Origin of the sequence: Mesorhizobium sp. M0088 (genome assembly GCF_040322895.1) — a bacterium.
GTDB lineage: Bacteria > Pseudomonadota > Alphaproteobacteria > Rhizobiales > Rhizobiaceae > Mesorhizobium.
This window is the reverse complement of record NZ_JAMYUI010000034.1, coordinates 17,483-39,399: the sequence shown is the minus strand read 5'-3', so window position 1 is coordinate 39,399 and position 21,917 is coordinate 17,483. Positions and strand designations below refer to the sequence as shown.

General features: G+C 62.8%; 22 protein-coding genes. 6 read left to right on the top strand and 16 right to left on the bottom strand.

Going from position 1 to position 21,917, the window contains the following annotated elements; translation table 11 throughout:
• Positions 1 to 303 (bottom strand): DUF1236 domain-containing protein, encoded by a 303-nt coding sequence (locus NKJ67_RS31265; RefSeq protein ID WP_027035237.1) that lies wholly within the window; start codon positions 301 to 303, stop codon positions 1 to 3.
• 577 nt (positions 304 to 880) lie between these two features.
• Entirely contained in the window at positions 881 to 1,099 is a 219-nt protein-coding gene (locus NKJ67_RS31260) for an exopolysaccharide production repressor protein (protein ID WP_236382731.1), read from the bottom strand.
• 316 nt (positions 1,100 to 1,415) lie between these two features.
• On the opposite strand from NKJ67_RS31260, the gene NKJ67_RS31255 reads away from it, so the two are divergent.
• From NKJ67_RS31255 to NKJ67_RS31240, 4 genes are all read left to right on the top strand, one after another.
• Positions 1,416 to 1,703: a hypothetical protein gene (locus tag NKJ67_RS31255; RefSeq protein ID WP_352585135.1), complete on the top strand. Its 288-nt coding sequence runs from the start codon at positions 1,416 to 1,418 to the stop codon at positions 1,701 to 1,703.
• A 336-nt stretch (positions 1,704 to 2,039) separates the two neighbouring features.
• Positions 2,040 to 2,240, top strand: coding sequence for a hypothetical protein (locus tag NKJ67_RS31250; RefSeq protein WP_127317973.1), 201 nt, complete (start codon positions 2,040 to 2,042; stop codon positions 2,238 to 2,240).
• 1,230 nt (positions 2,241 to 3,470) lie between these two features.
• A complete protein-coding gene (locus NKJ67_RS31245) occupies positions 3,471 to 3,770 on the top strand; it encodes a DUF1236 domain-containing protein (protein ID WP_127326587.1) in 300 nt (99 codons plus the stop codon).
• A 77-nt stretch (positions 3,771 to 3,847) separates the two neighbouring features.
• Positions 3,848 to 4,060: a hypothetical protein gene (locus tag NKJ67_RS31240; protein WP_127268529.1), complete on the top strand. Its 213-nt coding sequence runs from the start codon at positions 3,848 to 3,850 to the stop codon at positions 4,058 to 4,060.
• Positions 4,061 to 4,361: 301 nt separating this feature from the next.
• Here NKJ67_RS31240 and NKJ67_RS31235 read toward each other — a convergent pair whose 3' ends face one another.
• On the bottom strand, positions 4,362 to 4,913 hold the full coding sequence (locus NKJ67_RS31235) for an isochorismatase family protein (RefSeq protein ID WP_128309313.1): 552 nt from the start codon (positions 4,911 to 4,913) through the stop codon (positions 4,362 to 4,364).
• Between the two features lie 41 nt (positions 4,914 to 4,954).
• The gene (locus tag NKJ67_RS31230) at positions 4,955 to 6,571 is read right to left on the bottom strand and encodes a WD40 repeat domain-containing protein (RefSeq protein WP_352585132.1); all 1,617 of its coding nucleotides are present in this window, start codon (positions 6,569 to 6,571) and stop codon (positions 4,955 to 4,957) included.
• Positions 6,572 to 6,744: 173 nt separating this feature from the next.
• Here NKJ67_RS31230 and NKJ67_RS31225 point away from each other — a divergent pair, with 173 nt between their 5' ends.
• Together NKJ67_RS31225 and NKJ67_RS31220 are read left to right on the top strand one after the other, a co-directional pair.
• A complete protein-coding gene (locus NKJ67_RS31225; protein WP_127317985.1) occupies positions 6,745 to 6,834 on the top strand; it encodes a putative RiPP precursor in 90 nt (29 codons plus the stop codon).
• Positions 6,835 to 7,049: 215 nt separating this feature from the next.
• Complete coding sequence (locus NKJ67_RS31220) at positions 7,050 to 7,145, top strand: hypothetical protein (RefSeq protein WP_023813324.1); 96 nt, start codon at positions 7,050 to 7,052, stop codon at positions 7,143 to 7,145.
• A 34-nt stretch (positions 7,146 to 7,179) separates the two neighbouring features.
• On the opposite strand, the gene NKJ67_RS31215 is transcribed toward NKJ67_RS31220, so the two are convergent.
• The 12 genes from NKJ67_RS31215 to NKJ67_RS31160 all read right to left on the bottom strand — a co-directional run bounded on the left by NKJ67_RS31215 (position 7,180) and on the right by NKJ67_RS31160 (position 21,667).
• Positions 7,180 to 8,376 carry a hypothetical protein gene (locus tag NKJ67_RS31215; protein ID WP_352585130.1) on the bottom strand — a complete coding sequence of 399 codons (1,197 nt, stop codon included), beginning with the start codon at positions 8,374 to 8,376 and terminating at the stop codon, positions 7,180 to 7,182.
• A 192-nt stretch (positions 8,377 to 8,568) separates the two neighbouring features.
• Complete coding sequence (locus NKJ67_RS31210) at positions 8,569 to 9,339, bottom strand: exodeoxyribonuclease III (RefSeq protein WP_127269168.1); 771 nt, start codon at positions 9,337 to 9,339, stop codon at positions 8,569 to 8,571.
• A gap of 4 nt (positions 9,340 to 9,343) precedes the next feature.
• Positions 9,344 to 9,988, bottom strand: coding sequence for an alpha/beta hydrolase family protein (locus NKJ67_RS31205; RefSeq protein WP_352585127.1), 645 nt, complete (start codon positions 9,986 to 9,988; stop codon positions 9,344 to 9,346).
• 232 nt (positions 9,989 to 10,220) lie between these two features.
• The gene (locus tag NKJ67_RS31200; protein ID WP_352585125.1) at positions 10,221 to 11,336 is read right to left on the bottom strand and encodes a tetratricopeptide repeat protein; all 1,116 of its coding nucleotides are present in this window, start codon (positions 11,334 to 11,336) and stop codon (positions 10,221 to 10,223) included.
• Positions 11,333 to 12,238, bottom strand: coding sequence for a non-homologous end joining protein Ku (ku, locus tag NKJ67_RS31195; protein ID WP_127317995.1), 906 nt, complete (start codon positions 12,236 to 12,238; stop codon positions 11,333 to 11,335). The genes NKJ67_RS31200 and ku overlap by 4 nt, the downstream gene beginning before the upstream one ends.
• Positions 12,239 to 12,465: 227 nt before the next feature.
• On the bottom strand, positions 12,466 to 14,958 hold the full coding sequence (gene ligD / locus NKJ67_RS31190) for a DNA ligase D (protein ID WP_352585123.1): 2,493 nt from the start codon (positions 14,956 to 14,958) through the stop codon (positions 12,466 to 12,468).
• Positions 14,959 to 15,001: 43 nt separating this feature from the next.
• A complete protein-coding gene (locus tag NKJ67_RS31185; protein WP_127317999.1) occupies positions 15,002 to 15,226 on the bottom strand; it encodes a hypothetical protein in 225 nt (74 codons plus the stop codon).
• Positions 15,227 to 15,443: 217 nt separating this feature from the next.
• Complete coding sequence (locus NKJ67_RS31180) at positions 15,444 to 16,625, bottom strand: glycosyltransferase family 9 protein (RefSeq protein ID WP_306283176.1); 1,182 nt, start codon at positions 16,623 to 16,625, stop codon at positions 15,444 to 15,446.
• A gap of 94 nt (positions 16,626 to 16,719) precedes the next feature.
• Positions 16,720 to 17,943, bottom strand: a complete 1,224-nt coding sequence (locus tag NKJ67_RS31175; RefSeq protein WP_256746791.1) for a GNAT family N-acetyltransferase — start codon at positions 17,941 to 17,943, stop codon at positions 16,720 to 16,722.
• A 12-nt stretch (positions 17,944 to 17,955) separates the two neighbouring features.
• Positions 17,956 to 19,185, bottom strand: a complete 1,230-nt coding sequence (locus NKJ67_RS31170; protein WP_352585120.1) for a GNAT family N-acetyltransferase — start codon at positions 19,183 to 19,185, stop codon at positions 17,956 to 17,958.
• 8 nt (positions 19,186 to 19,193) lie between these two features.
• Entirely contained in the window at positions 19,194 to 20,501 is a 1,308-nt protein-coding gene (locus tag NKJ67_RS31165; RefSeq protein WP_352585118.1) for an MATE family efflux transporter, read from the bottom strand.
• Positions 20,498 to 21,667: a glycosyltransferase gene (locus NKJ67_RS31160; RefSeq protein ID WP_352585115.1), complete on the bottom strand. Its 1,170-nt coding sequence runs from the start codon at positions 21,665 to 21,667 to the stop codon at positions 20,498 to 20,500. The genes NKJ67_RS31165 and NKJ67_RS31160 overlap by 4 nt, the downstream gene beginning before the upstream one ends.
• Positions 21,668 to 21,917 lie beyond the last annotated feature (250 nt).

Here is a 21,917-nt window from a genome sequence, read left to right as displayed (position 1 = left end):
TTAGTGCAGCACTTCAACGATCTGGCGGGTCTCCGGATCGACGAGGACCGTCTGGTCATTGATCACGGCGACGCGATATTTGACGTCGGGCACCTCACGCAATTCGACAGTGTCCGGCACCGAGGAGCCGAGCTTGAGTTCGACCCCCAGAAGGTTTACCGAGGCAAGCGGTTCCCTCTTGATGTATTCGCGAACGACCGTCTCCTGCTCCGGCTGGACGACGACGACGCTCTCCGCCAGCGCCGCACCAATGCCGCCCATCAGGACGACTGCGGCCGCCGCGCTTGTAAGATAAAGTTTCATGACCGTCTCCTAGTGACAATTGAATTCCGCCCTCCATAAAAACTCCACCGCTGCCATGCGGTTCCATCGAACTTCAGAATTGAAGATGTTACGTTTTCGGCTCGGATATTAATTTGTTGCTGATCAGACATGCGGCAGACAGCGCAGAAATGCTTGAAAACTTGCACAAATGTGTACGAACATTAGAAGACGAAAAATTCCTGCTGTAGCCGGATTGGCGAAGCACCTGTCGTCGCCGCGTCAAATCAGCCTCGCGTCCCTCTATCTGGACGATGGGAGCACGAAAAAGGCTCGCCCCGCCGGGAGCAGAGCGAGCCATGGCAGTTCCGATGGAGGTGGCAACCTCACCGGTACCGCTAGAGAACGCGAAGCATCATCACTTGTTCCACCTGACGGCCTGAGCTCCATGCGAAGCTGGTCGCGCATGCGTCATGTTCCCACGATAACGCTGCGCCGAAATCTCCGGCAGGGATATGCTCGGACGCTGTCTCGGTGACCAAACACCGTGGTCGCGCTGGTGGCGAGGTTCCCCGAATTGCCCGGGCGCACACGCGCGAGTGATCCTGGCTACCCGGTCTTAAAGCCGGACACCGTCGCGACGCAATGGCGGGAAGGCGTCTACCGGATCCTCGCTCGGCGCGATATCGTGCGAGCCCCTGAAGATCAGCCTCACGATGAGCACGAAGTAGCCGACCTGCAGGACAAGCAGCGTCGCTATCGTCCAGGCAAATGCCTCCCAGAAAGAGCCGGTAACCATATAGGTCCAGACCGCGACGATGATGGCCGTGGCTGACATTCCTACGAGAAACTGTCCAAAATACATGGTTCCCCAAAACCGTCGAAACCGCGGCGGTTCCGATCAGTCCCTGCCTCATTCCCATTTCCCGCGGACAACATTTCATTATTTTAGCAACTTCGCAAGTAAGCGGCCCATCGCCACTGCGCTCTCCATTGCGCGGCGACTTGGCAAGCGTGGCGATCCGGGGACGGCGGCGGGTGCTGGCGGGGGCTGCCAGCTGTCGGCAATCCAGAAGCACGCCTGCACTTCAAGCACGGGAACAAACGCCGTCACCCCGAGTTTCGCCTCCAGTTTTCAAGGAAAGGAGCCCAGCATGGCACCGCGCAACAAACCAGACGCCGATATCGAAGATGACGCACCGCAGGCGGACGGGCCGACCATCGAGCAGCAGGATTGGGATGCAATCAAGGGCGGCGAGATCCTGCCAGAGTCCGTGCCGGAAAACGGCGACATACGTTACGGCATCGAAAAAGACGGCGATCTGCCCGACGAGGACGACGATAACGCGTACCAGGACAGCGACGACGCCCTTCCCGATGATGAGGAAGAAGCCGCGATCACGCGCGATCAGAACCGCGAGGGCCCATTCGACGAGACGTGAGCCATTCGTCGCCCGAGACATGACTGCCTGTTGTTGAACTTGCCAAAGCCACATTTTCCATGCCCGTTTCGCGGGAAAATGTGCTTGGCTGGCTAAGTTTTCCCCCTAGGCTTTATATCAGATTTACCTAAAATACCGGAACATCCAAGGGACATTATCGGAACTGAACAAGGCCCCTTGGACTTTTGCGCACAACAGATAAGACCTTGGTCCTACAGGAAAAAGCAAAAGCCCGATCTGACCGATTGAAGCTCCGCCAGGGGAACATCGGGCTGCGCTTGTCGTTTGTCGCGAAGGTTCGGCACTCCTGGTGTGCCATATCTGGAGAACGGCGCGATGCCCCACCGATCCACCATCATCAAGACAGGCCATGGTCCAGGCACGGCGATCGCCGTGCTCATGGTTGGATTGATGGCGGTGGGCATCGTGTTCCTCGTTCTCGGCAGTTCGCTCTACTTCAACGAGCAGCCTGCGGATCAACGTGCCCTGCCTTCGCCGCCCGCTCGATCGACACACGATAGCAAAGCGGCAAACTGAACGAGCCCGAACCAATTGCCGAGCGATGGCGAGATTGCGGCCGCGCGGGTCCTCCAGGCTTCGTCCAGTGGAGCGGACGGCTTCGGGCGATGTATTGTCCACCGGAGGCTTTTGGCGCCGCTTGCATTAATATTAGACGTATAGAATATAAGGATGGCCGGCGACCGCCAGAAGTCGGCTGGCCCGGCGTGCCTCCCTTTGCACCTGGCTGCCGGGCCATTTCTCGCCAACGGATGGCATGCGTCGGTGCACCGTCATCTTGACGTCTTCGCTTCTGTCTGGCGCGGATTCACCTTCGCGCCGCCTCGCCATGTGGAGCTCCAGCCTCGGCAAACGGCATTCTGCTCGGCAACCGCCGGAAAAATGCGGACGCCGAGCCGATCGCGCTGGTCAAGCCGCTAAGACGTGCTGGCTAGCTGCTAAAACCGAAGGATGACCGAGGGCCCGCGTCTGCGATAGCACCGGACGCGACGGCGACCATGCCGCCAATAACTACGGCAGACCCGTCTCCATCGCCGCCCGTGCCGGCGCCGGCGCCAGCCCCGATCCCGGTCCCGATCCCAGTCCCAGTCCCGATCCCAGCGTCGATGGTCGACCGGCTGCACCTCCGCATGTGTACCGTCGTCGAAGGCCTCTGTTTGTGACGCCTCTATTTCATCGAGAATGCCGTTTCCGGCGCCTGGAACACCGGCCACTGCTTCGATCGGGCGAATTGCCCCTGCAAGGGCTGCTGCCCCGGCAATGCCAAATATTGCTGTCAAGAAGGATCGCCGATCCATAGTAAACCTCCCAACGTTGCATAAGCTGAACGAAGCGCTCGCTTGCCGAATGAGCAGGCCCGCGCGTGGTGAAGATAGAGGATTCGCCAGCCGCCGAAGCGGCTTGCGAATCCTATCAGCGCAGGAAGGGACGTTGCTGCGCCGATCGACGACATGTCAGCCAAGGACTATTCCCATCACCAGAAAGGTCACGGCCGTCGCGAAAATCGGTGCGAGCAACCAGCGCGCTTGGCCAACACTTTTGTCCATCTGTTTCTCCGAATCCGGGAGACAAACAGTCGTGAACAGAGAGCCGTTCCCGTCGGTAAGACCAATGCGCTCGCGGACCGGACTTAAGTCGCACTTCTCATCCGACCGAAGCCCCAGCGGAGGAACATTTTCATTTGGCTCAAGTTCAGTTGCTCGTCAGCGTTGGACGATCTTGTCATGCTGACTCGCAAGGAGAAACAGTATGAAAATGCACCTAACGGGCGCCGCTGCGGCGCTATTGCTGTTGGCCGGAGTCGGCGCCGTTGCCGCTCAGGACGTTGTCATTCAGCCTGAACAGGACACGGTCATCCGCGAGTATGTGAAGAAGCAGCCCCTCGCTTCGGTCAAGGTTCCCGGTGTGGAACTGAATATTGGTAGCGCGTTGCCGGAAACGGTCGAGCTTCATGAGATCCCCGATGTCCAATACCGCTACGTGGTCGTCGACAACCGCACGGTCCTGGTGGATCCGGGCACCCGCAAGATCATCAAGGTCTACGACTGAATTTCGAACGGTCCCAAACCCGCCGCCAGCCACGGCGGCGGGTCGCACATGTCAGGTTCCAATCAGGACGAGTGAAGATGACAAGCAAAGCTGTGAGATCCCCTGCTTTGGGCGTTCGCCTGGCCGATCTCCAAGCCAGAATGCGCAATGCGCGGGTGACGGATGCCGAAATGAAAACCTTTCAAAAGGTCGCGGCCATCATGGAAGATCGTCATGGCCGGATCGATGCCGACGACCTGATTGCGGCGTCGTTCCTCGCCGATCCGGTGCAGGAGCGACGGACGCCTTGAGGGGCATGCCGACAACCAGCAGACTTTTTGATTCCCCGTACCGGGAAAGCGCGCCGAAAGTCTCAGCCGAATCCGCACTTTTGCTCCGGCCTATTCCGCTTTCGCGGAAGTTTCGAGCGACCTGCGATGTGCAATGTTGCTAATGCGGCGGTACGAGCCGCCCTGGTTGACGCGGGCGCCCGAGCCATCCCAACAATGCGCCCCCCCGTCCGCGTCGACCACGGCAGCCGCCCAGCGCTGTCTTCCCTCGCGAACTCCTCAAGCCGGCCTGCCTGATGCGGCCTGCGGCGACGGTCGGGCTTCAGCCGCCGACAAGCGCCTTTGTGGTTACCAGATTGACACCGGCCTCCGCGAATTCGCCATTGTGCCTGGTGATGACCTGTTCGGCACTCTCGCTGGCATTGTCCAGCGTGCTGTGCGCATCGGACACCACGATCACGCCGAGCCCTCTGGCGATCGCGCCCTTGACCGTCGCGGCCACGCAAAAATCGGTCTGTGCGCCCAAGAGCACGACAGCACCCGCACCTTGCCCGGCCACCCAGTCGCCGAAGGCGGGATTGCTGAATGCATCGCGCACCGATTTGGCAAAGGTCGGCTCGTCCGCCGCCTGGCCGAGCGCGGGCCAAACCGGCCAGCCCGGCTCATCCGGTGCCAACGGATCGCCATCGGGTCCGTCATGCCTGATAAAAGCGACCTTGCGCCCGCCGCGCCGCGCCCAATCGATCACCGCCTTGGTGCGCTCGACAATGCCTGGCGCATCATGGATCGGCGGCTCGTGCACACCGTCGAACATGCCGGTCTGGAGATCGATGACAATGAGCGGCGCGTTGTCCGGGAGGCTGGGAGCTGACATGGATTTTCATAGCACGGCGGACAATGCGATCAAGGTTCCGTTCACTCCGGCGCGCCGGCAAACAGCACGATGCTGTCGCCGCCGGCGGCCGGCCAATCCCTGATGGTGCGGTCGTTGCCGCCGGTCAGCACCGTGCCATCGGCGGTGAAGGCCACCGCGTAGATCGGGCCAGTCCGGCTATCGAACATCGCGATTTGGTTGCCGGTGTCCATGTCCCACAGCCGCGCCGTGCCGTCGAGCGAGCCGGAGACCAGGCGCTGGCCGTCGGCCGACAGCGCCAATGCGTAGACAGTGCCTTCGTGGCCTTCAAAGCGGCGCGCTTCGCGGCCGCTGTCCAGATCCCAGAGCTTGATCGTGTAATCGCCACTGCCGGTGACCAGATGATGCCCGTCGGCGGTGAACGCGGCGCCATATGTGCCTCGCTCATGCCCGTGCCAACTTCGTAATTGCTTGCCGCTTTCAATGTCCCAAAGTTTCAGTGTGCCGTCTATGCTGCCGCTGAGGGCTTGCCTGCCATCGGGCGAGACGGCGACGGCGCTGACCGACCAGCCGTTCCCGCTCATGGCGTGCAGCACAGCGCCCTTCTTGAGATCCCAGACGATGACATTGCCCGTGTCGTGCCCGCTGATGGCATGTATGCCGTCCGGGCTGATCGCCAGCTTTCTGACGCCGCCATTGCCGCCCGAGGAGAAGACATGCAGCACCGCGCCGTCGGAAAGTTTGCGCTGCACGATCTCGCCGTCGTCGCCGGCCGTCAGCGCGCTGACGCCGTCGGGCATGAACAGCGCCGTGCGGGCCATATCCTTGTGCACGCCGAGAGTACGGATCAGCTGCTTGGCGGCGATGTCCCACAGCTTGATCGTGTGATCGGTGCTGGCGCTCATGATCGAGTGCCCGTCGGGCGCCACCGCCAGCCAGACGACCGAGTCGCGGTGGCCCTCGGGCTGCGTCGGTAGCGGCGGCGGAGCCGGCGGCAATGGCGCCACGATGGGCGGCGGAATGACCGCGACCTCCGGCGGCGCCGGAGGCGCGGGCGCGGTCGGCGGCACTAGCGTTGGCGGGGTCGGTTGCACCAGCGCCGGCGGCGTCAGTGGGACCGGTGCCGCAGGCGGATTGGCGGCCTCCGGCGGCGAAGCAGCTTCTGCTGGTGCAGGCGGTGGGGCTGCCGGCTCTGAGGCCGGCGGCGCGCTGGCGACATCCTGCCCCTTGGGTTCGTTGGCCTTCGGCTCGCCAGGGTTGGGTTCGTCGGCCTTCGGTTCGACGGGCTCGCTGGCTATGTCGCCGCCCTCATGCCAAGGGCCGAACCGGTCGGCGGCCAGTGCGGCGACCACGACCAATGGCAGGACGAGAAAGACTCTGCGCAGGCCGGGCCTGCCAGCGTCCTGCATCTCCGCCGCGCGACCAAACAGCGGCGCGCCCGCTGCTTGGCCCGACCGGTCCGGCAAGAGGCCGGCCCAAAACAGCCCTGCACCAAGCAGGCAGGCGAACGCCGCCACCAGGAACCCCGCCAGCCGTAACGAGGCTGGATCCATCGGCGGGCCGGAAAAGCCGCGCCAGAGGAAAGCCTCGCCGATTGCCGGCCAATAGATCCGCGCCAGGCAGCCTACGGCGACAACGACCAGGGCAAGCGCGAGCAATCTGTCGGCACCCTTGTTCATTGAAACCCCTCGGGCGTTGTTGCGGCCCTCACCATGTGACGGTTGCCCGCCGCATGTCGACGCCAAGACTATCAGCCGCAAGCTCGTGTCGCCAAGAGCCCGTGTGGACGCCCGGCTTGGTTGACACATCTTGCGTATCTGCCATTCTCGCGTAGGGATGAGGAGAGATTACCATGAAGAAGACTTACGCGAAGCCGGCTTTCGTCAAGAAGGGCAAGCTTTCAGCCGTCACGGCAAACGGCTCGACCAGCGCCACGATATAATCGGGCACACTCTTGGCCGAATCGTGCCTGGCGCTGGAGCAATTCCAGAAAAAGCACCGAAGGCCTTCGATCCGGAATGGCGTAAACAAAGAATTGGAGGGCGGGCGCCTTGCCGCTCCTCCTTGGATTTATTGCAGTTTTACCGATTTCAGCCGCATGGTTGACAGATGGCCGCAGTCTGGCATCATCGGATCGGGATTTTAGGAGAGTCTGATATGAAAAAAATCTATGTGAAGCCATCGTTCTTGAAAAAAGGCCGGTTGTCGGCGGTCACTGCGGCCAACGGCTCCTCGCTGCCGACACCGCAATAATTTCAGCGCCACCTGCTCCTGGCGCGTCCAAACCTCAACGCACCAGGATCAGGTCGTCCAACACCAGTTGCCAATAGTGCTTCGTCGACAGGCGAACACGCGTTACAGCTTTGAGCATTGGGGCGTAGTGCAGCGGCGTCAGCGCCGACAGCGTGACCTCGTCGCTTGCAATCAGCTGCTCGCCAAGCCAGCTTTCGATCAGCGCCACCTCCCCTTCTGACGCCAGCCAGGCGGCGCTCAGCATGACCGAGTGAAAGCCGAACGGCCGTTCGCAGCTGAATTCGGCCGGCAGCCCGCTGCTGGTGTAGAGCACATGGTCGCCGGAAACATTGCCATTGACATAGCCCTGGCTATCCTTGGTGAAGTCGCGGGCCATCGCATTCAGGTTGCGCCACGCCAATCCGGCATGGCCAGCCGGAATTTTCCTGAGGCTGCGCGACGTCACATCGTCGAAATCGATCGTTTCGAGGGCGGCATCAGTGTCGATGCCGGCGCGTTGCGGCGACAGCAGGCCTAGATCCGCCGAGTAGGGCGACAGCGTCAGCCGCCGCTCCAAGCCGCCGCCGCTGACGCTGACCGTGTCGGCTTCTTCAGCCAGGTCGAAGCTGAAGACGGCACCCGGGGCCAGTGCCCGCGTCTCCAGGACGTGCCCGTCCCCCGACATGGAGAGGGTCGCTGGTCCATCGCCGGCAACGCGCCCGCTGACGCGGCGCGGCGGTGCCAGACCGACCGGCAGCAGCATCTCCTGCGATACCATCCCGGCCGGCGAACCCGGCAGCGGCATGAAGCGTCGGGACTGAATGTCATTTTCGCTTTTCGCCTGCCAGCCGGGCGGCACCGAAACCACAAAGCGCCAGTTGCCCGGCTTGCGGATCACGGCCTTTCTGCTTTTCACCGACATGGGAAAATTGGCAAAGCCGGCATTGTTGGTGCGCGCGGATGCGGCGAGCTTGCCCGCTTCGTCATACAGCCGCACCATGATCCCGGCCATCGGCCGGTCTCCGGCGCCGTATTTGCCGTCGCGATCGACATCGAAATAGACGAAGGATGAGTAATTGAGCATACCCCCGCGGGCATTCCAATCGGTACGGACGGCATAGTCGGCAGCCGGATTGGTCTGCCGCCGTCCCTTGCGACGGCTGCGCTTCCGCCACAGCAGCCAGGACATGACAGCAGCCGCAAGCACCACAATGGCGGCGGCCAATATCTCGACAGCGCCCAAGTCAGGCATGGAGCCTCGATCCACAAATCTCCTGGGGGGTTGCGTTCACGGGCGATCCGGCTGCGTTGGAGTACTTTGCCGACAGGTTATTGCATGTCGGCCAAAAGCGAACCCGGATTGGGACAGCAACATGCATCGAGACAAAAGACTTTAAGCGCGTTGCAGGGAGCCGTTCAAGCGCGACGCAATGAAAGCAGTCGCCTACTTCAATTCCACCCACACCGGCGCATGGTCGCTGGCGCCGTCCTCGCCGCGCACGTCGCGGTCGATGCCGGCGGCGGTCAGGCGGCGTGCCAGTTTCTTCGACAGCAGGATGTGATCGAGCCGGAGGCCGGCATCGCGCGGCCAGCGGTTGCGGCGATAGTCCCAGAATGTGTAAAGCGTCTCCTTCGGATGCTTCTTGCGCAGGGCATCAAGCCAACCCTGATCGAGCAGGCGCTGGAACGACGCCCGGCTTTCCGGCTGCACCAGCGCGTTGTCGTCATAGGAGCGGGTGGCGTAGATATCGCGCGGCTCGGGCACGATGTTGTAGTCGCCGGCCAGCACCACCGGCAGGCCGGTGTCGAGCAACTGTTCGGCATGCACCTCCAGCCGCGCGTGCCAGGCGAGCTTGTAGGCGAATTTCGGGCCGGGCTGAGGATTGCCGTTCGGCGCATAGAGACAAGCGACGATGATGCCGTTCACCGCCGCCTCGATATAACGGCTCTGCCTGTCGGCATCATCGCCGGGCAAGGCATCGCGGGTCAGCACTGGCTCGGCGCCCCGTGCCAGGATGGCAACACCGTTCCACGTCGGCTCGCCCTTCCACACCGCGCCATAGCCGGCCGCCGCCAATGCCGAGCGTGGAAACTGCATGTCGCGCGCCTTCAGCTCCTGCAGGCAGGCGACATCGGGCTTTGCCACAGCCAGCCATCCCAGCAGGTTTTCAAGCCGGCTGTTGATGTTGTTGATGTTGAAGGAGGCGATCTTCATCGCTTCAGGAAGCGATCCGACCCGACCACGCCTTGACCGTCTCGGCCAGCGTCTTCAGATGGTCGGCCGCCGAAAATCCCGAGATGCTCTTGCGAGGCTTGAGATCGTGGTCGCCGTCCTCCAGCCAGATGACCTCGATGCGATCGGAAAGGTCATAAGTCGCAACCTCGTCCCTGGTGCCGAACTCGTCGCGGGTACCTTGGAAGATCAGCGTCGGCGTCTTCCGATCGGCAAGGTGTTTGGTGCGCAATTGCTCGGGCTTGGCCGGCGGATGGAAGGGATAGCCGAGGCAGACCAGCCCTGAAATCTCGCCCTTGGCAAACATCTCGTCGGCGACCATGGAGGCGACGCGCCCGCCCATCGACTTGCCGCCGATGATCAGCGGTCCCGTCACGCCCTTTGCCCTGAGGTCGGCTGTCGCCTTGATATATTCCGGGTTGACCGTCTCGGCCCGCGGCGGCGGTTTGCGGTGGCCGTAGCGGCGGGCAGCCATGTAGTGGAATTCAAAGCGCGCGACCTGTAAGCCGGCCGCGGCCAGCGCCTTGGCGGTGGCGGTCATCGAAGGCGAATCCATCGACGCGCCCGCACCATGGGCGAGCAGGATGGTGGTGGGCGCGGTGTCGGGACCGTCGAAGAGGAAGTGGGTCATGCTGTGATGTCCGGCGCGACGGCGACGCTGCTGATCTCCCCCCTCGTGGGGGAGATGCCCGGCAGGGCAGAGGGGGGCGTGAAGGAATGCCAGCCTTCGGTCATGCTTGCGTGCGGGAACACGCGCCAAAATTGGCCGATCTGTTGGCGGGACAGCGCCCCCCTCTGTCCTGCCGGACATCTCCCCCGCAAGGGGGGAGATTGGCTGTCATCGCGGCCTTTGCCAATCATGCTCACCCCGCCGTCCGCGCCAGCTGCAGATCCACGAACTGCACGCCCTTGGCTGCAACCCGCGCCCATTCCGAATCCGCGTCGAGTTCGAGATAGCGCACCCACAGCTGCCGCGCCTCCGGCAGATTGCCCGCGTCGAACTCCAACCTCGCAAGGTTGAACACCGGATCGGCATAGGTCTTGTCGAGCGCGATCGCCTTCTGCAGGTGCCTTCGCGCCGAGGCTTCGCGACCTTGCTCGCTCATCAGTCCGGCCAGGTTGAACCACGCCTCGACGAAGGCCGGGTCGAGTTTTATCGCATTGATATAGTCGTGCGCGGCGTCCACCGCGTGGCCGCCGGCGCGCAGGCAGTTGGCGCGGTTGAAGGCGGCAATCGCATCGCTCGGATCGATGGCCAGGCAACGCTGGTAGAGCGCGGCGGCCCCATCATGGTCGCCCTGCTCCTCCGCCGCTTCCGCCTCGGCGAACAGCTCCTCCAGCGTGTCGTCACCCTCTGCCCCGGCTGTTCCGAGATCGAACAGCAACTGCCCATCGAGTTCGCTCTGGCCGCCTTCGAGATAGATCGCGTCGGCGCGCCCATGCTGCGAGCCGACATTGAGCGACTTGGCGGTCAGCGACGCCACCGGGCCGGAGCGGTGGACGGAGCGCGCGATCGCCCCCCATGTCGCGCCGCCGGCGATGAGCCCGGCATATTTGCGCGCCAGGATCAGGTCGCGGAAGGAATAAGGTTCTGTGTCATGCTCGAACGCATCGAACAGCGACAAAAAATCGAGGTCGGCGCCGGATAGCCGCGACTGATCGATCAGCGATTGCCGCGACAGCGAAGACGCCTCCGGTGTCTTCATCAGTCCGAGAAGGCGCAGGAATCCGTTCTCGCTGATCAGCGTTCGACCGGCCGCGCGCTCGGCGGCGACACTGCGCTCGATCCCGGCATCGCCGTTTTTGACGAGGCCTGCCCTGGCGAGAAGTGTCCGGCCGAAGACGACATGCGTGGTGCGCCTGGTGATACCGCGCCGCAGCTGGCCGTGCTGGCGTTCCACTTCCCGCGCAGCCAGCCTGAGCGGAAAAGCCGCCAGTGCGCCTATCGTGCCGAAAACAGCGCCGGCCGGTGCCGTCATTTCTTGCTCTTGCCGACCGCCTTCAGCAGATTGGCCTTCAACGGATTTTCAGCAGCGCCACCCGCTGCCGCCTTCTTCGCGGCGGGCTTGGCAACCTCGTCGGCCTTGCTCTTCGATTTGGCCGGCGGCTTCGATTGCGACAGGCTCGCCTTCAGCGCATCCATCAGGTTGATGACATTGCCGCGCTCGGGTGCCGCCGCGATGATCGGCTTGTGGCCTTTCAGCTTCTCGCGGATCATCGTCATGAGTGCCGCCTCGTAGCGGTCCTCATAATTCTTCGGATCGAAGGCGGTTTCCTTCTGCTTGATCAGCGCTTCGGCGAGCTGCAGCATTTCGGGGTCGGGCTTGCCGGCCGGGATATTGCCGAAATATTCAGCCGTCCCGCGCACTTCGTTCGGGTTCCTCAAGGTGCACACGAACATGCCGTTCTCGCGCGCGCCGATCGTCACCACGCGCTCGCGGCTGGACAGCACCAGGCGGGCGATCGCCAGCTTGCCGGATTTGCGCATCGCTTCGCGCAGCACGGCAAAGGTCTCTTCCGCCATCGCACCGTCGGGCGCCATGTAGTAGGGCGCGTCCTGATAGATGACATCGACCTCGTCCTCGTCGACGAAGGCCTCGATGTTCATCGTGTGATTGGATTCGATGCGCACCGCATCGAGATCGGCATCATCGATGATGATGTACTGCTTGTCCTCGTATTCGTAGCCCTTGACCAGATCAGCACGCTCGACAAGCCCCAATTCGGGGTCGACCGGTTTCATGTTGATGCGGTTATGGGTCTTCTTATGCAGCTGGTTGAAGCTGATGCGCTCGCTGGCGCTGGTGGCGGGATATAGCCGCACCGGACAGCTCACGAGGCTGAGTTTGAGGTAACCTTTCCAACTTGCCCTGGGCGCCATGAAACACTCCTACGCGGCCATGCACTGACATTTGCTGCAGCGCTTTTCGTCCGAAGGACGATTGGCGCCGAGGAAATCCTACACCGACCCCACACGATACAGGCAAATCCCTGACGAAATCTTCCGGTACGTCTTTGAGGTCGTGGCGGAGAGAATAATTCAAATTGTCGGAAGCGTCGATGGACTTGGAATTGAGACGCTGGCGGGACTGCGCCCTCATCTCGCGACTACTTCCCCGTCCCCTCGAACACTGGCAAATCCCGCGCGAACTCGTCGATCTCGGCCCACGGATCACCCGACGTCGCCAGCAGCCCCGGCAGGGAGGAATAGTTCAGATCCTGCGGCGCATCGATGGATTCCAGATCGCTCCAGCTCACCGGCGTCGAGGCCGGCAGATTGGTGCGGGCGCGCAAGGAATAAGGGGCTGCGGAGGTGTGGCCGCGCGCATTGCGATGATAATCGATGAAGATGCGCTTCTTGCGGTTGTCCTTGCCCATGGTGGTGGTGAAGGTGTCCGGCGCCGTTGTCGCCAGATGCGTGGCGATGGCGCTGGTCGCCTGGTGCAGTTTCTTCCAGTTCTGCTTGCCCGTCACCGGCACGGTGATGTGGATGCCGCTGCCGCCGGAGGTCTTGGCGAACGGCACCAGCCCCAGGCGCTCCAATTCGCCCTTGATGTGCACGGCGGCCTCGACCACCTCGCGCCATGAAATCCCCTCGCCCGGATCGAGGTCGAGGACGATCTGGTCGGGTCTGTCGAGGCTGGTGCGGTGGGTGCCCCAGGTATGGAACTCGACGACGCCGAACTGCGCCAGCGCCAGATATCCTTTCGCGCCTTCGATCGAGAGATAGGATTTGGTCTCGCCCTCGGAATTTGTCGCCTCGAATGTCACCACCGAGGGCGGCATACCGGTGAAGGCGTGGCGCTGGAAGAAGCAATCCTTCGGCAGGCCGGTCGGGCAGCGCACCAGCGACACCGGCCGGCCGAGGATGTGCGGCAGCATGAAATCGCCGACCAGCGCATAATAGACGGCGATGTCGAGCTTGGTCGGGCCGGTCTTGCCGAACAGCCGGCGCGTCGGGTTGGTCACCCAGATGGTGGCAAGGTCGGCCTCGGCGATCAGCCGCTTGCGTTTGGACGAGACCGGCGTCGACAGGCCGACATCTCTCAAACCGCGGAAGACGCCGTGGCGCAGTGCGTTGTCCGATGTGCGGTTGGCGTAATGGATGCGCGCCGACAGCAGCGGGCGCACCCAGTTCATCTCGCGCATGATTTCGCGCGGGACGCCCTCGGGCGCGGTGGCGCCTTCCCGCAGCGGCTCCAGCCTGGCGAGCAACTCACCGGCGGTGGCGGCATCGAAACCAGTGCCGACCTTGCCGCGATAATGCAATTCACCATCCTCAAACTCTGCCATGCCGAGCGCCGCCAGCCCTTCGGCCGCATCGGAGATGGTGAAGCCTGCGATGACGAAGTCGTCCGACAGCAACGCCTTGGTCTTGGTCCAGCTTTTGCTTCGGCCGCTCTGATAGATGGCCGTGGCGCGCTTTGAGACGACACCCTCCAGCCCCAGTTCCGCCGCCTGGTCGTAGAGCCCCTGCCCCGAGCCCTCGACATGGTCGGAGAACTGGATGGCGGAATTGGCACCGAGGCCCGACAGCATCTGCGCCAGCAGCGCCTTGCGCCGGACCAGCGGCGCCTTGGTCAGGTCCCAGCCGTCGAGATGGAGAAGATCGAAGGCGTAGAAATAGAGCTTGCTGCCGGCGCCCTGCGCCAGCGCATCCTGCAGCAGCGCGAAGCGGCTGATGCCCTTGGCATCGAGCACCACGATCTCGCCGTCGATGATGGCGTCGCGGCACGGCAATTTGGCGAACGCATGCGGCAGGTCGCCATAGCGCTTCGTCCAGTCGATGCCGCCACGGGTGATCAGCTTGACCGCGCCCTCAGTAAGATGCGCCATGGTGCGGTAGCCGTCGAATTTGATTTCGTGCAGCCAGACTTCCCTTGTGTCCTCGCCATCCGGTGGTTTTGGCACCTGCGTCGCCAGTTGCGGCTCGATACGGGCAAGCATGGGGGCCTTGAACGCACCCGGCAGCGTGCCGGGCTTCAGCGATCCCTGTCTGGGCGCGGGTTTGGCGGCTGGCTTCGCCGGCGCCGCCAGCTCCTCGATGCGCAATCCGGATTTGACGCTTTCCGGCCGGGCCGTGAGGATGTCAAGCGCGGTGTCGGCGGCGAGGTCGCGCTCCTTGAACAGCAGCCAGTTCTTCTTGTTTTCGTCTTCCCCGGGTTTCGGCTTCAGCCGGGTCAGCATCCAGCCGCCATTGAGCTTGTCGCCGGCCAGCCGGAACTTGAAGGCGCCGGTGCGCAAACTCTTTTCGACATCGTCCATCGGCGCCCAGCTGCCGGTATCCCAGACGATCATCGGGCCGCCGCCATATTCGCCCTCGGGAATGACACCCTCGAAGTCGATGTATTCGAGCGGATGATCCTCGGTCTCGACCGCCAGTCTTTTGTCGGCCGGATTGAGCGAAGGGCCGCGCGGCACCGCCCAGCTTTTCAAGACATCACCGACCTGCAGGCGCAGATCATAATGGTCTGCGGTGGCGTGGTGCTTGTGGACAACGAAGCGGTTGCCTTCGTCCGTGATGAGGCCGCCTGCCGGTTCCGGCGTTTTGGAAAATTCACGCCTCGCGCGGTAGGATTGGAGCTTTGGCGGGGTGGTCATGGCAAAGGTCGAAGCACGGAGGCCAGGAACAAGCCAGTCGCGCTCAATCGTCAGCAGCCGGCGTCAACTCGAGCTCCGCCGGCGACAGTCCCTGCTGCAGCTGGCTCAGCCGGAATTCGTCGACCCAATAGGCCTCGCCGTCGACCAGAACCCGGGCCTGGTAGCTGCCTGCCGAAAAACGCTGCGCGGTGATGTAGACCTTGTGACGATCGAGCGCCTTGCGCACCGCGGCGCGCTTGGAATTCTGACCTGTGACGGGACTGAACATGACACTGCCCTCGGTCGCCCCAGACACACAACGCGGCCGCTGCCGGCAGCCTGACGACTGGGGTCAAGGATGGCGGAGACGCGCCGTCCTGTCAATTTCGCGGACAGCGCAGGATGCGGCCCGGTCAAATTTACCAATCTTTTGAAGATGTTTGGGCTTTGGCCTGAATCAAGACGTGAAGCGCGCCGTCAAACAATCGCCCGTCGCTGCCGCCCTGCTACGCGGCCGGCATGCCCGAATGAGCAGATTTTTGAACTTCCGTGCCGATGAGATCGAGTGTCGCCGCCGCAACATCGGCAACCTGGAGCCGCTGGACGCAGTAGACCCCACCGGCGTTGTTTTCTTTACACACACCTGGAGCGATGCATGGGCAAGGCATGGGCGGCTGGAGCGTCCGGTTGGGGACACCGAACGGGCCCCATTGCTCTGGCGACGTCAGACCGTACAGCCCCACCGCTGGAGTTCCGACAGAGGCCGCGATGTGCATCGGGCCGCTCTCATTGCCAAGAAAGATCGACGCTTCAGCCAACAATGCCGTCAGGACCTCAAGCGAGGCTTTTCCGACGACACTTGCGACCGGCGATGCTGCCACTTCAAGGATCCTTTGCGCGGCAAGCCCTTCATCCGGCCCGCCAACAAGGAGGGATCGCAGCCCGGTTTTGGCGTATACTTCGTCGATGACCGCAGCAAAATGTTGCGGCGGCCAACAACGTCCTTCGAACCTCGCGCCGGCATGCACGGCCACGTACGACTTCTTCGCCAAAGCGTTTTCCGCAAGAAGCCTGGCACACTCTTCCTGGGCAGTACTGGTCGGCTGCAGCCGGGGTGTTGGATCCTCACAATCCAGCCCAAGGGCGCGGAGTGGAGACAGGTTCCTGTAGAGATAATGCGGTCCGCCATGTCCGAAGGTCGCGGCGAGAACGTTTGCAAGCTGGATTTCCCAGAACTTCATCGGATGCTCGGAAGGATCGAAGCCGACGCGAAGTGGAGCGCCGATCAAACGATGCATGATCCGCGAGGTTTTTGAATCGGTAAGGTCGATGCTAAGATCAAATCTTCGACGCCGCAGATCAGAGATGACGCCACGATAGTCGCTCAAACGCTTGCGCAGAGTCCTTCCTCTGCCACGGGATTCAAAGCCAACGGCAACATCGGCGATCCCTTGCGCGACGATGAACTCCTTGAGACCCGGTGCACAAAGCATGGTCACCGATGCTTGTGGATAAGAAAGACGTAGATTGCGAACCAAAGCAGATGTCAGAACGACATCTCCAATGTACTTCGTTTGGATAATGAGGATGGAACGAATCCCATCTCCTAAACCTGCATTCATCGAGATGATCTGCCGAAAACGCCAACTTAAAAAAATCCGCCCGTGACACTCATTTCTGAACGTCAAGCCGCGCTTTCAGATATAGAGTTAACCGACCCTGTCAACAAGCTTGCCTGCCGGCCTTGGTGCTCTGCATCGCAGGACCGGCAAACGCTCGTCCTCAGTCCTTCAATCGCCGCAAGCGGCGCGTCAGGCCCTGGACGGCCTTGAGCAGCCGGGGACGCGACCGCGTCATGCCTTCGACCCGGCTGCGCAGCAAAATGGCTGCGTTCGCAGCCCTGCCCCGCACCGTCACCGGTTCGCAGATCTCGGCCAGTACCGAGCTCGAGGCGCCGATATGTTGCTTGTAGCCCTGGCCGCCGACCGACAGGTCGAAATAGTCGAAGCCCCGCTCGCATCCCCACATCATCAGCTTGCCCATCGTCGTCAGGCCGGGTGAGACATTGGCAACCGCATTCTGGTCGATGCCGAGCAGGAGGGCGTGAAGTGTGCCTTTTCTGACCAGCACATAGATGGAGGCGAGCCAGGCTTCACCGACGCGTAGTCCGAAGAGCCGCACCGATCCATTGGACAGGCCTTGCAGCGCCGCAGCGCGGTAGAAATCGACGACCGGCGCCTGCGTCAGGAGGTCGAAACGCCCGAGCTCACGAAAACGCTTGAGCCGCAGTTCCAACAGCGCATCCAGGAGCTCCTCGGCCAGATCAGGCGTGTCGGCCTCGATCAGAGCGAGGCCACCAAGCTGTTCGAAGCCGCGACAATGCTTGCGGAAGGCCTTGGCGAAGGACGGCTTGCAGATCCGCTTGATGAGCGTCTCCGGATCACCATGCAGAACGAGGCCGGAGCTGACCTGGATGGAGTCGCGCGCCACCGAAAGCAATGCCAGCGGATTGGCCACGCCGTGGACCTGCTGCGGAATTCCCGCGATATGGATGCGATCCGCCGGTGGCAGCACGGCACGGACCGCCGCCCACATGGCGTCGGCACTCTGCCTGGTCCACTCTATCCCATCCGCCAGCAGCGGCACCGCGTAGTCGCACACGCGGCAGCTCAGCCATTCGATCACGTGGTGGCCGAGAGCTCGGCGCCGCATCAGCGGCAACAGCATGGCCGGCGCGCCGGTCACTGCGTCACTCACCTCGACGAGGACCAGATCCGCGTCTTTGGGCATCAGCCGTGCGGCGATTCCTTCGACCCAGGCATAATGCTGGTGGGCAGTGCAGACGCCGTGAGCTTCAAGGAGCAGCCATAGCAGCCTTACGGTGTCGAAGCTGGTGTGCAGCCGAGCCGTGAAGTGCGCGGTTGCATCAACGTTGGCGACAGTCGGGGAAACCGGCCCACCGGGCAAATCCTTTATCGGAGTCGTTCCCGCCGCGTAGCTTGCCACATGCTTCTCCCGTCATTCTGATCCCCCGCGCAGGCGCCGCAAACCCCGCATCAGTCCCTGGAGCCTCTTCAGCAGCCGAGGTTTGGAGCGCACGAACACCTCGGCCCGGTTGCGGATCTCGATGGCTGCGCTCACGGCGCTGCCTCGCACCGTGATCCCGTGGCAAAGCTCGCGCAGACCCGAACCCAAGGCACCCATATGTTCCTTATAACTCTGGTTGCCTACCGACAGGTCGAAATAATTGAAATCGCGCCCGCGCGCCCAGCTCATCAACTTGCCCATGATCAGAAGTCCAGGCGAGACATTAGGCACCGCGCCCTGATCGATTGAGATCAGCAGAGCATGAACGGTGACTTGATGGATCAGCAGGTATTGGACCGCGATAAGAGCTTCACCCACACGCAACCCGAAGAGCCGCACCGACCCATCCGACAGGCCCTCGAGAGCAGCGTTTCGATAGAAATCGACAACCGCCGCCTGCGTCAGCAGGTCGAAGCGGCCCAGTTCGCGAAAGCGGCTGAGCCGCATCCGGACCAGGCCGGCGAAGATGACCTCCACCAGGGCCGGCGTGTTGGCTTCGACCAGTTCCACGCCGCCAAGCCGTTCGAGGCGACGCCAGTCCTTGTTGAAAGCCTTGACGAAGGATGGCCGGCATAGGCGCTTGAGGACAGTTTCCGGATCGCCGTCGATGGCGAGGCCGAAGCTGGTATGCAGGGAATCGCGCGTGGCCGCCAGCAGGGCCAGCGGATTGGCGACACCGCTGATCGATTGCGGAATTCCCCTGATCTGGATACGGTCCGCCGGCGGCAGCACGGAACGCACCGCGGCCCACGCGGCCTGCGCCGACTGCGACGTCCACGGGCTCGCATCGGCCAGCAACGGTGCCGAATAGTCGCAAACGCCACAGCTCAGCCACTCGATCACCCGATGGCGGAAAGCCGGTCGCCGTATCAACGGCACCAGCATTCGCGGCACGCCCGTCACGGCGTCGTTTACCTCCACGATGAGCAGTTCGGCACCTTCCGGCATCAGCCGCGCTACGATCCCCTCGGCCCAGGCATAATTCTGGTGGGCGGTGCACACACCGTCCGCCTGAAGGCGCAGCCAGAGCGGCCTGGCCGCTTCCAGGCTGGTGTGGAGCCGCGCCGTGTATGCATCGTTGGCGACGACGGTGGCCGGATGGGAGGACTGGCCATCGGGCGAGCCGGTCGCCGCAGCAATTTGCACCGCCTGGACTGCCATGTTTTTTCCTATCGCTTTGCCGTGGCGAACGACAGCGTGCGCCGCCACGCGCCCAACCGGCTGTCGCGCGCCTCGTCGGGATGCTCGATATTCCACATGCGGTGATGCGCGAAATACCATGATGCCACGAGCACGAACATCTCCGAGACGGCGGAACCCAACAACGCCCACGGCGGAGACGCCATTGCCAGCAGGGCCGCGATCAGCGCCAGCCCGACGACCGCGCCGCCCGTCGTGGTGAACGCGACGATCCGAAAATCGCCGAGTATCTCAAGCACGATACGGGGCATGATATAGAGCATGATCGGGACAAAATTCGCGATCACGAAAAGTCCGATGAACCAGGTCGAAGCGTCCTGGAGAGCCTGGGATTTTATCATCGGCAGGACGAACATGATGGCGCATCCATATGCAAGGCCGCCAAACCCCATGACGAGCGCCCAGATCTTGGCCTGCGTCCAGACACGGCCCGTTTCATTGTTCCGCATCAGCCTGGCGAGATCCGGCTGCGTCATGTTGACGAAAGCAAGGCTGATGATGCGCAGCGGGGCAAACAGCACCAGAACCGCCGCCAGCGGTGCGTAGGCGGCAGGACCGGCAATGCCTGCGACCAGCAGCGCCAGACATTGACCCTGGATGTTGGTGGTGGTGGCGCTGAATGCCGACCAGCGCAGCTGGGGCCAGAGCCTGACATAGCGTCGCCGGGTCGGCATGCGGAAGCTGATGCGAAGCGAGCGCCGAGCCAGCCGGACCAGGACGAAAATGCCGAAAACATTTGCCGCGGCTAGTGCATAGAACACGGTCTGCAGCGGGTCTTGGACCAACCAGATCGACAGCCCGGTCAGGACACAGCCGGCGACTGTAAAAGCGCCATCGCTGACGGAGACAACAACCTGCTGGCGCCGTGCGAAGAAAGCCGTGCGCATATGGCTGCGCAACGACCAGGCACCGACGAAGCAGCCGGCGGCAATTCCGCTTGGATCGCCAAGGACATGCATCAGGACTGCCGTGCCGACGGCCATCAGCAACGCCACGATCAGCGCCGCCGTTCCGAACGCCACGTCATAGGTATCGACGCCGGCGCTGTTGGTGCTCTTGCTCATCCAGATGCTGGCGGGAACGGCGGTGAGTGACCTGATATAGGACAGGCCGACACCGCCCATCACCATGCCGATGGCGAAGAGGCCGTAGCCCTGCGCCGACAGCATGTGCAACAGCATGATGTTGAGGGCAAAATGAAAGCCGCTCTGCATCGCCTCGCCGCCGATCATCAGCACGAGGCGTCGAACCAGATGGCTCGGAAACGCTAACTTCACGGCCGCGTCTCCGCTTCGCGGGCAGCAGGCACCCTGCCCGGCCGCGCGATGGTCGTCTTCAGCTTGTCGGCGGCGATCGCGGTGATCGCCGCGGCCGCGACCGGCTCGCTGAAGATTGCCTCGTAGCGCGCGCGCCCGGCAGCGACAAACCCGCGCCAGGCCTCAGGGGCGAGGATGATCTCCTGCAATTTCGCGCCAAGAGCTGCTGCGTCGCCGGGCGGAACATGCCAGCCGGTCTCCCCGTCGCTGACCACTTCCACCAGCCCGCCGATCGCCGATACAAGCGGCGGCCGGCCGTAAGCCATCGCCTCGATGGCGACGCGGCCCAGCGATTCCGGACGCCGCGACGGCACGGTGACGATATCGGCCCATCGATAATGCTCCGAAGGGTCGGGAATGAAAGGCAGGACTCTGACGCGCCCGTTAAGCCCCATGGTTTCGACCAGTTCGGCAAGCGCATGCTCGCGCTCAGTGCTTTCGAAGGCGCCGCCGACCAGCCGCACCTCGATCCTCGACTGGAGTTCTGCCGGCATCGCGGCGATCGCCTCCAGCAGGATTTCCTGCCCCTTGATCCGGTTGATGCGGCCGAGCAGCAGCACCCGCAATGGGCGCTTGCCGTCATAGGTGGTCGGTTCGACCGCCGCCGGCCCGGCAACGCCGTTGTAGACGACATGCGTGCGCGCGGTCTTGGGATCGCCGAAAGCGGCGCGCGTCGCGCGCGAGTTGAAGATCAGATCGGCATGGCTCCAGCGCATCAGGCCGACGAGTATCCTGCGCATGGCGCCTTCGGGGATTTCGTGGATGTGCAGGACGGCCTTTTGGGGAAGAAGGCGTGCGGCCAGCGCGTAGTCGGCCACGATCGAGGTGTTGACATAGACGAGGTCGCAATCCTTGAGCCGCCGCCACGCCCTGAACACGGCAATTGGCAATCGCGCCATCTCGACGGTCGCAAGGCGCGCAATGGCCTGGCGCCTCAGCACCCACAGCGGTTCGAATACGATCCGGCTGGCATGCGCTTCCAGAATCCGCACGATCGGCCCGCTACGTGGCAAAACCACTTCGATGTCGGCCGACGGAAACGCGGCGCGCAGCGCGGCAACGCTCTCCGCAAAGCTGCGGTCAGAACCATAGAGTTCATAACCCTGATGAACGCAGGCAATCCGCATCTTTATATCCCGCCGGGTGCTACAACCATCGCGCTGGGCGATTGTGGCAGAAGCCCGTCCGCAAGAATCATGCCTGGTTCGATACGCCCGACTGCCGGCCGTACGCCCCAGGCATTGCTTCGTTTCGATACAGCTACGCACAGAAGGGTTGACCGAGAATGAAACAACCATCGGCTTCAACACCGTTTTTTTACAACCCCGCGCGATGATCCCTCGCAGGATACCGAAATCGGGAGCTGGCACGGAAGTT

Excerpts from the sequence above, each read along its gene's own strand:
- NKJ67_RS31205 (WP_352585127.1), bottom strand. The coding sequence starts at position 9,988 with ATGACCCACTTCCTCTTCGACGGTCCCGACACCGCGCCCACCACCATC.
- NKJ67_RS31210 (WP_127269168.1), bottom strand. The coding sequence starts at position 9,339 with ATGAAGATCGCCTCCTTCAACATCAACAACATCAACAGCCGGCTTGAA.
- NKJ67_RS31260 (WP_236382731.1), bottom strand. The coding sequence starts at position 1,099 with ATGTCAGCCACGGCCATCATCGTCGCGGTCTGGACCTATATGGTTACC.
- NKJ67_RS31255 (WP_352585135.1), top strand. The coding sequence starts at position 1,416 with ATGGCACCGCGCAACAAACCAGACGCCGATATCGAAGATGACGCACCG.
- NKJ67_RS31225 (WP_127317985.1), top strand. The coding sequence starts at position 6,745 with ATGAAGAAGACTTACGCGAAGCCGGCTTTCGTCAAGAAGGGCAAGCTT.
- NKJ67_RS31170 (WP_352585120.1), bottom strand. The coding sequence starts at position 19,185 with ATGGCAGTCCAGGCGGTGCAAATTGCTGCGGCGACCGGCTCGCCCGAT.
- NKJ67_RS31265 (WP_027035237.1), bottom strand. The coding sequence starts at position 303 with ATGAAACTTTATCTTACAAGCGCGGCGGCCGCAGTCGTCCTGATGGGC.
- NKJ67_RS31250 (WP_127317973.1), top strand. The coding sequence starts at position 2,040 with ATGCCCCACCGATCCACCATCATCAAGACAGGCCATGGTCCAGGCACG.
- NKJ67_RS31200 (WP_352585125.1), bottom strand. The coding sequence starts at position 11,336 with ATGACGGCACCGGCCGGCGCTGTTTTCGGCACGATAGGCGCACTGGCG.
- ku (WP_127317995.1), bottom strand. The coding sequence starts at position 12,238 with ATGGCGCCCAGGGCAAGTTGGAAAGGTTACCTCAAACTCAGCCTCGTG.
- NKJ67_RS31245 (WP_127326587.1), top strand. The coding sequence starts at position 3,471 with ATGAAAATGCACCTAACGGGCGCCGCTGCGGCGCTATTGCTGTTGGCC.
- NKJ67_RS31235 (WP_128309313.1), bottom strand. The coding sequence starts at position 4,913 with ATGTCAGCTCCCAGCCTCCCGGACAACGCGCCGCTCATTGTCATCGAT.
- NKJ67_RS31185 (WP_127317999.1), bottom strand. The coding sequence starts at position 15,226 with ATGTTCAGTCCCGTCACAGGTCAGAATTCCAAGCGCGCCGCGGTGCGC.
- NKJ67_RS31220 (WP_023813324.1), top strand. The coding sequence starts at position 7,050 with ATGAAAAAAATCTATGTGAAGCCATCGTTCTTGAAAAAAGGCCGGTTG.
- NKJ67_RS31215 (WP_352585130.1), bottom strand. The coding sequence starts at position 8,376 with ATGCCTGACTTGGGCGCTGTCGAGATATTGGCCGCCGCCATTGTGGTG.
- NKJ67_RS31230 (WP_352585132.1), bottom strand. The coding sequence starts at position 6,571 with ATGAACAAGGGTGCCGACAGATTGCTCGCGCTTGCCCTGGTCGTTGTC.
- NKJ67_RS31240 (WP_127268529.1), top strand. The coding sequence starts at position 3,848 with ATGACAAGCAAAGCTGTGAGATCCCCTGCTTTGGGCGTTCGCCTGGCC.
- NKJ67_RS31160 (WP_352585115.1), bottom strand. The coding sequence starts at position 21,667 with ATGCGGATTGCCTGCGTTCATCAGGGTTATGAACTCTATGGTTCTGAC.
- ligD (WP_352585123.1), bottom strand. The coding sequence starts at position 14,958 with ATGACCACCCCGCCAAAGCTCCAATCCTACCGCGCGAGGCGTGAATTT.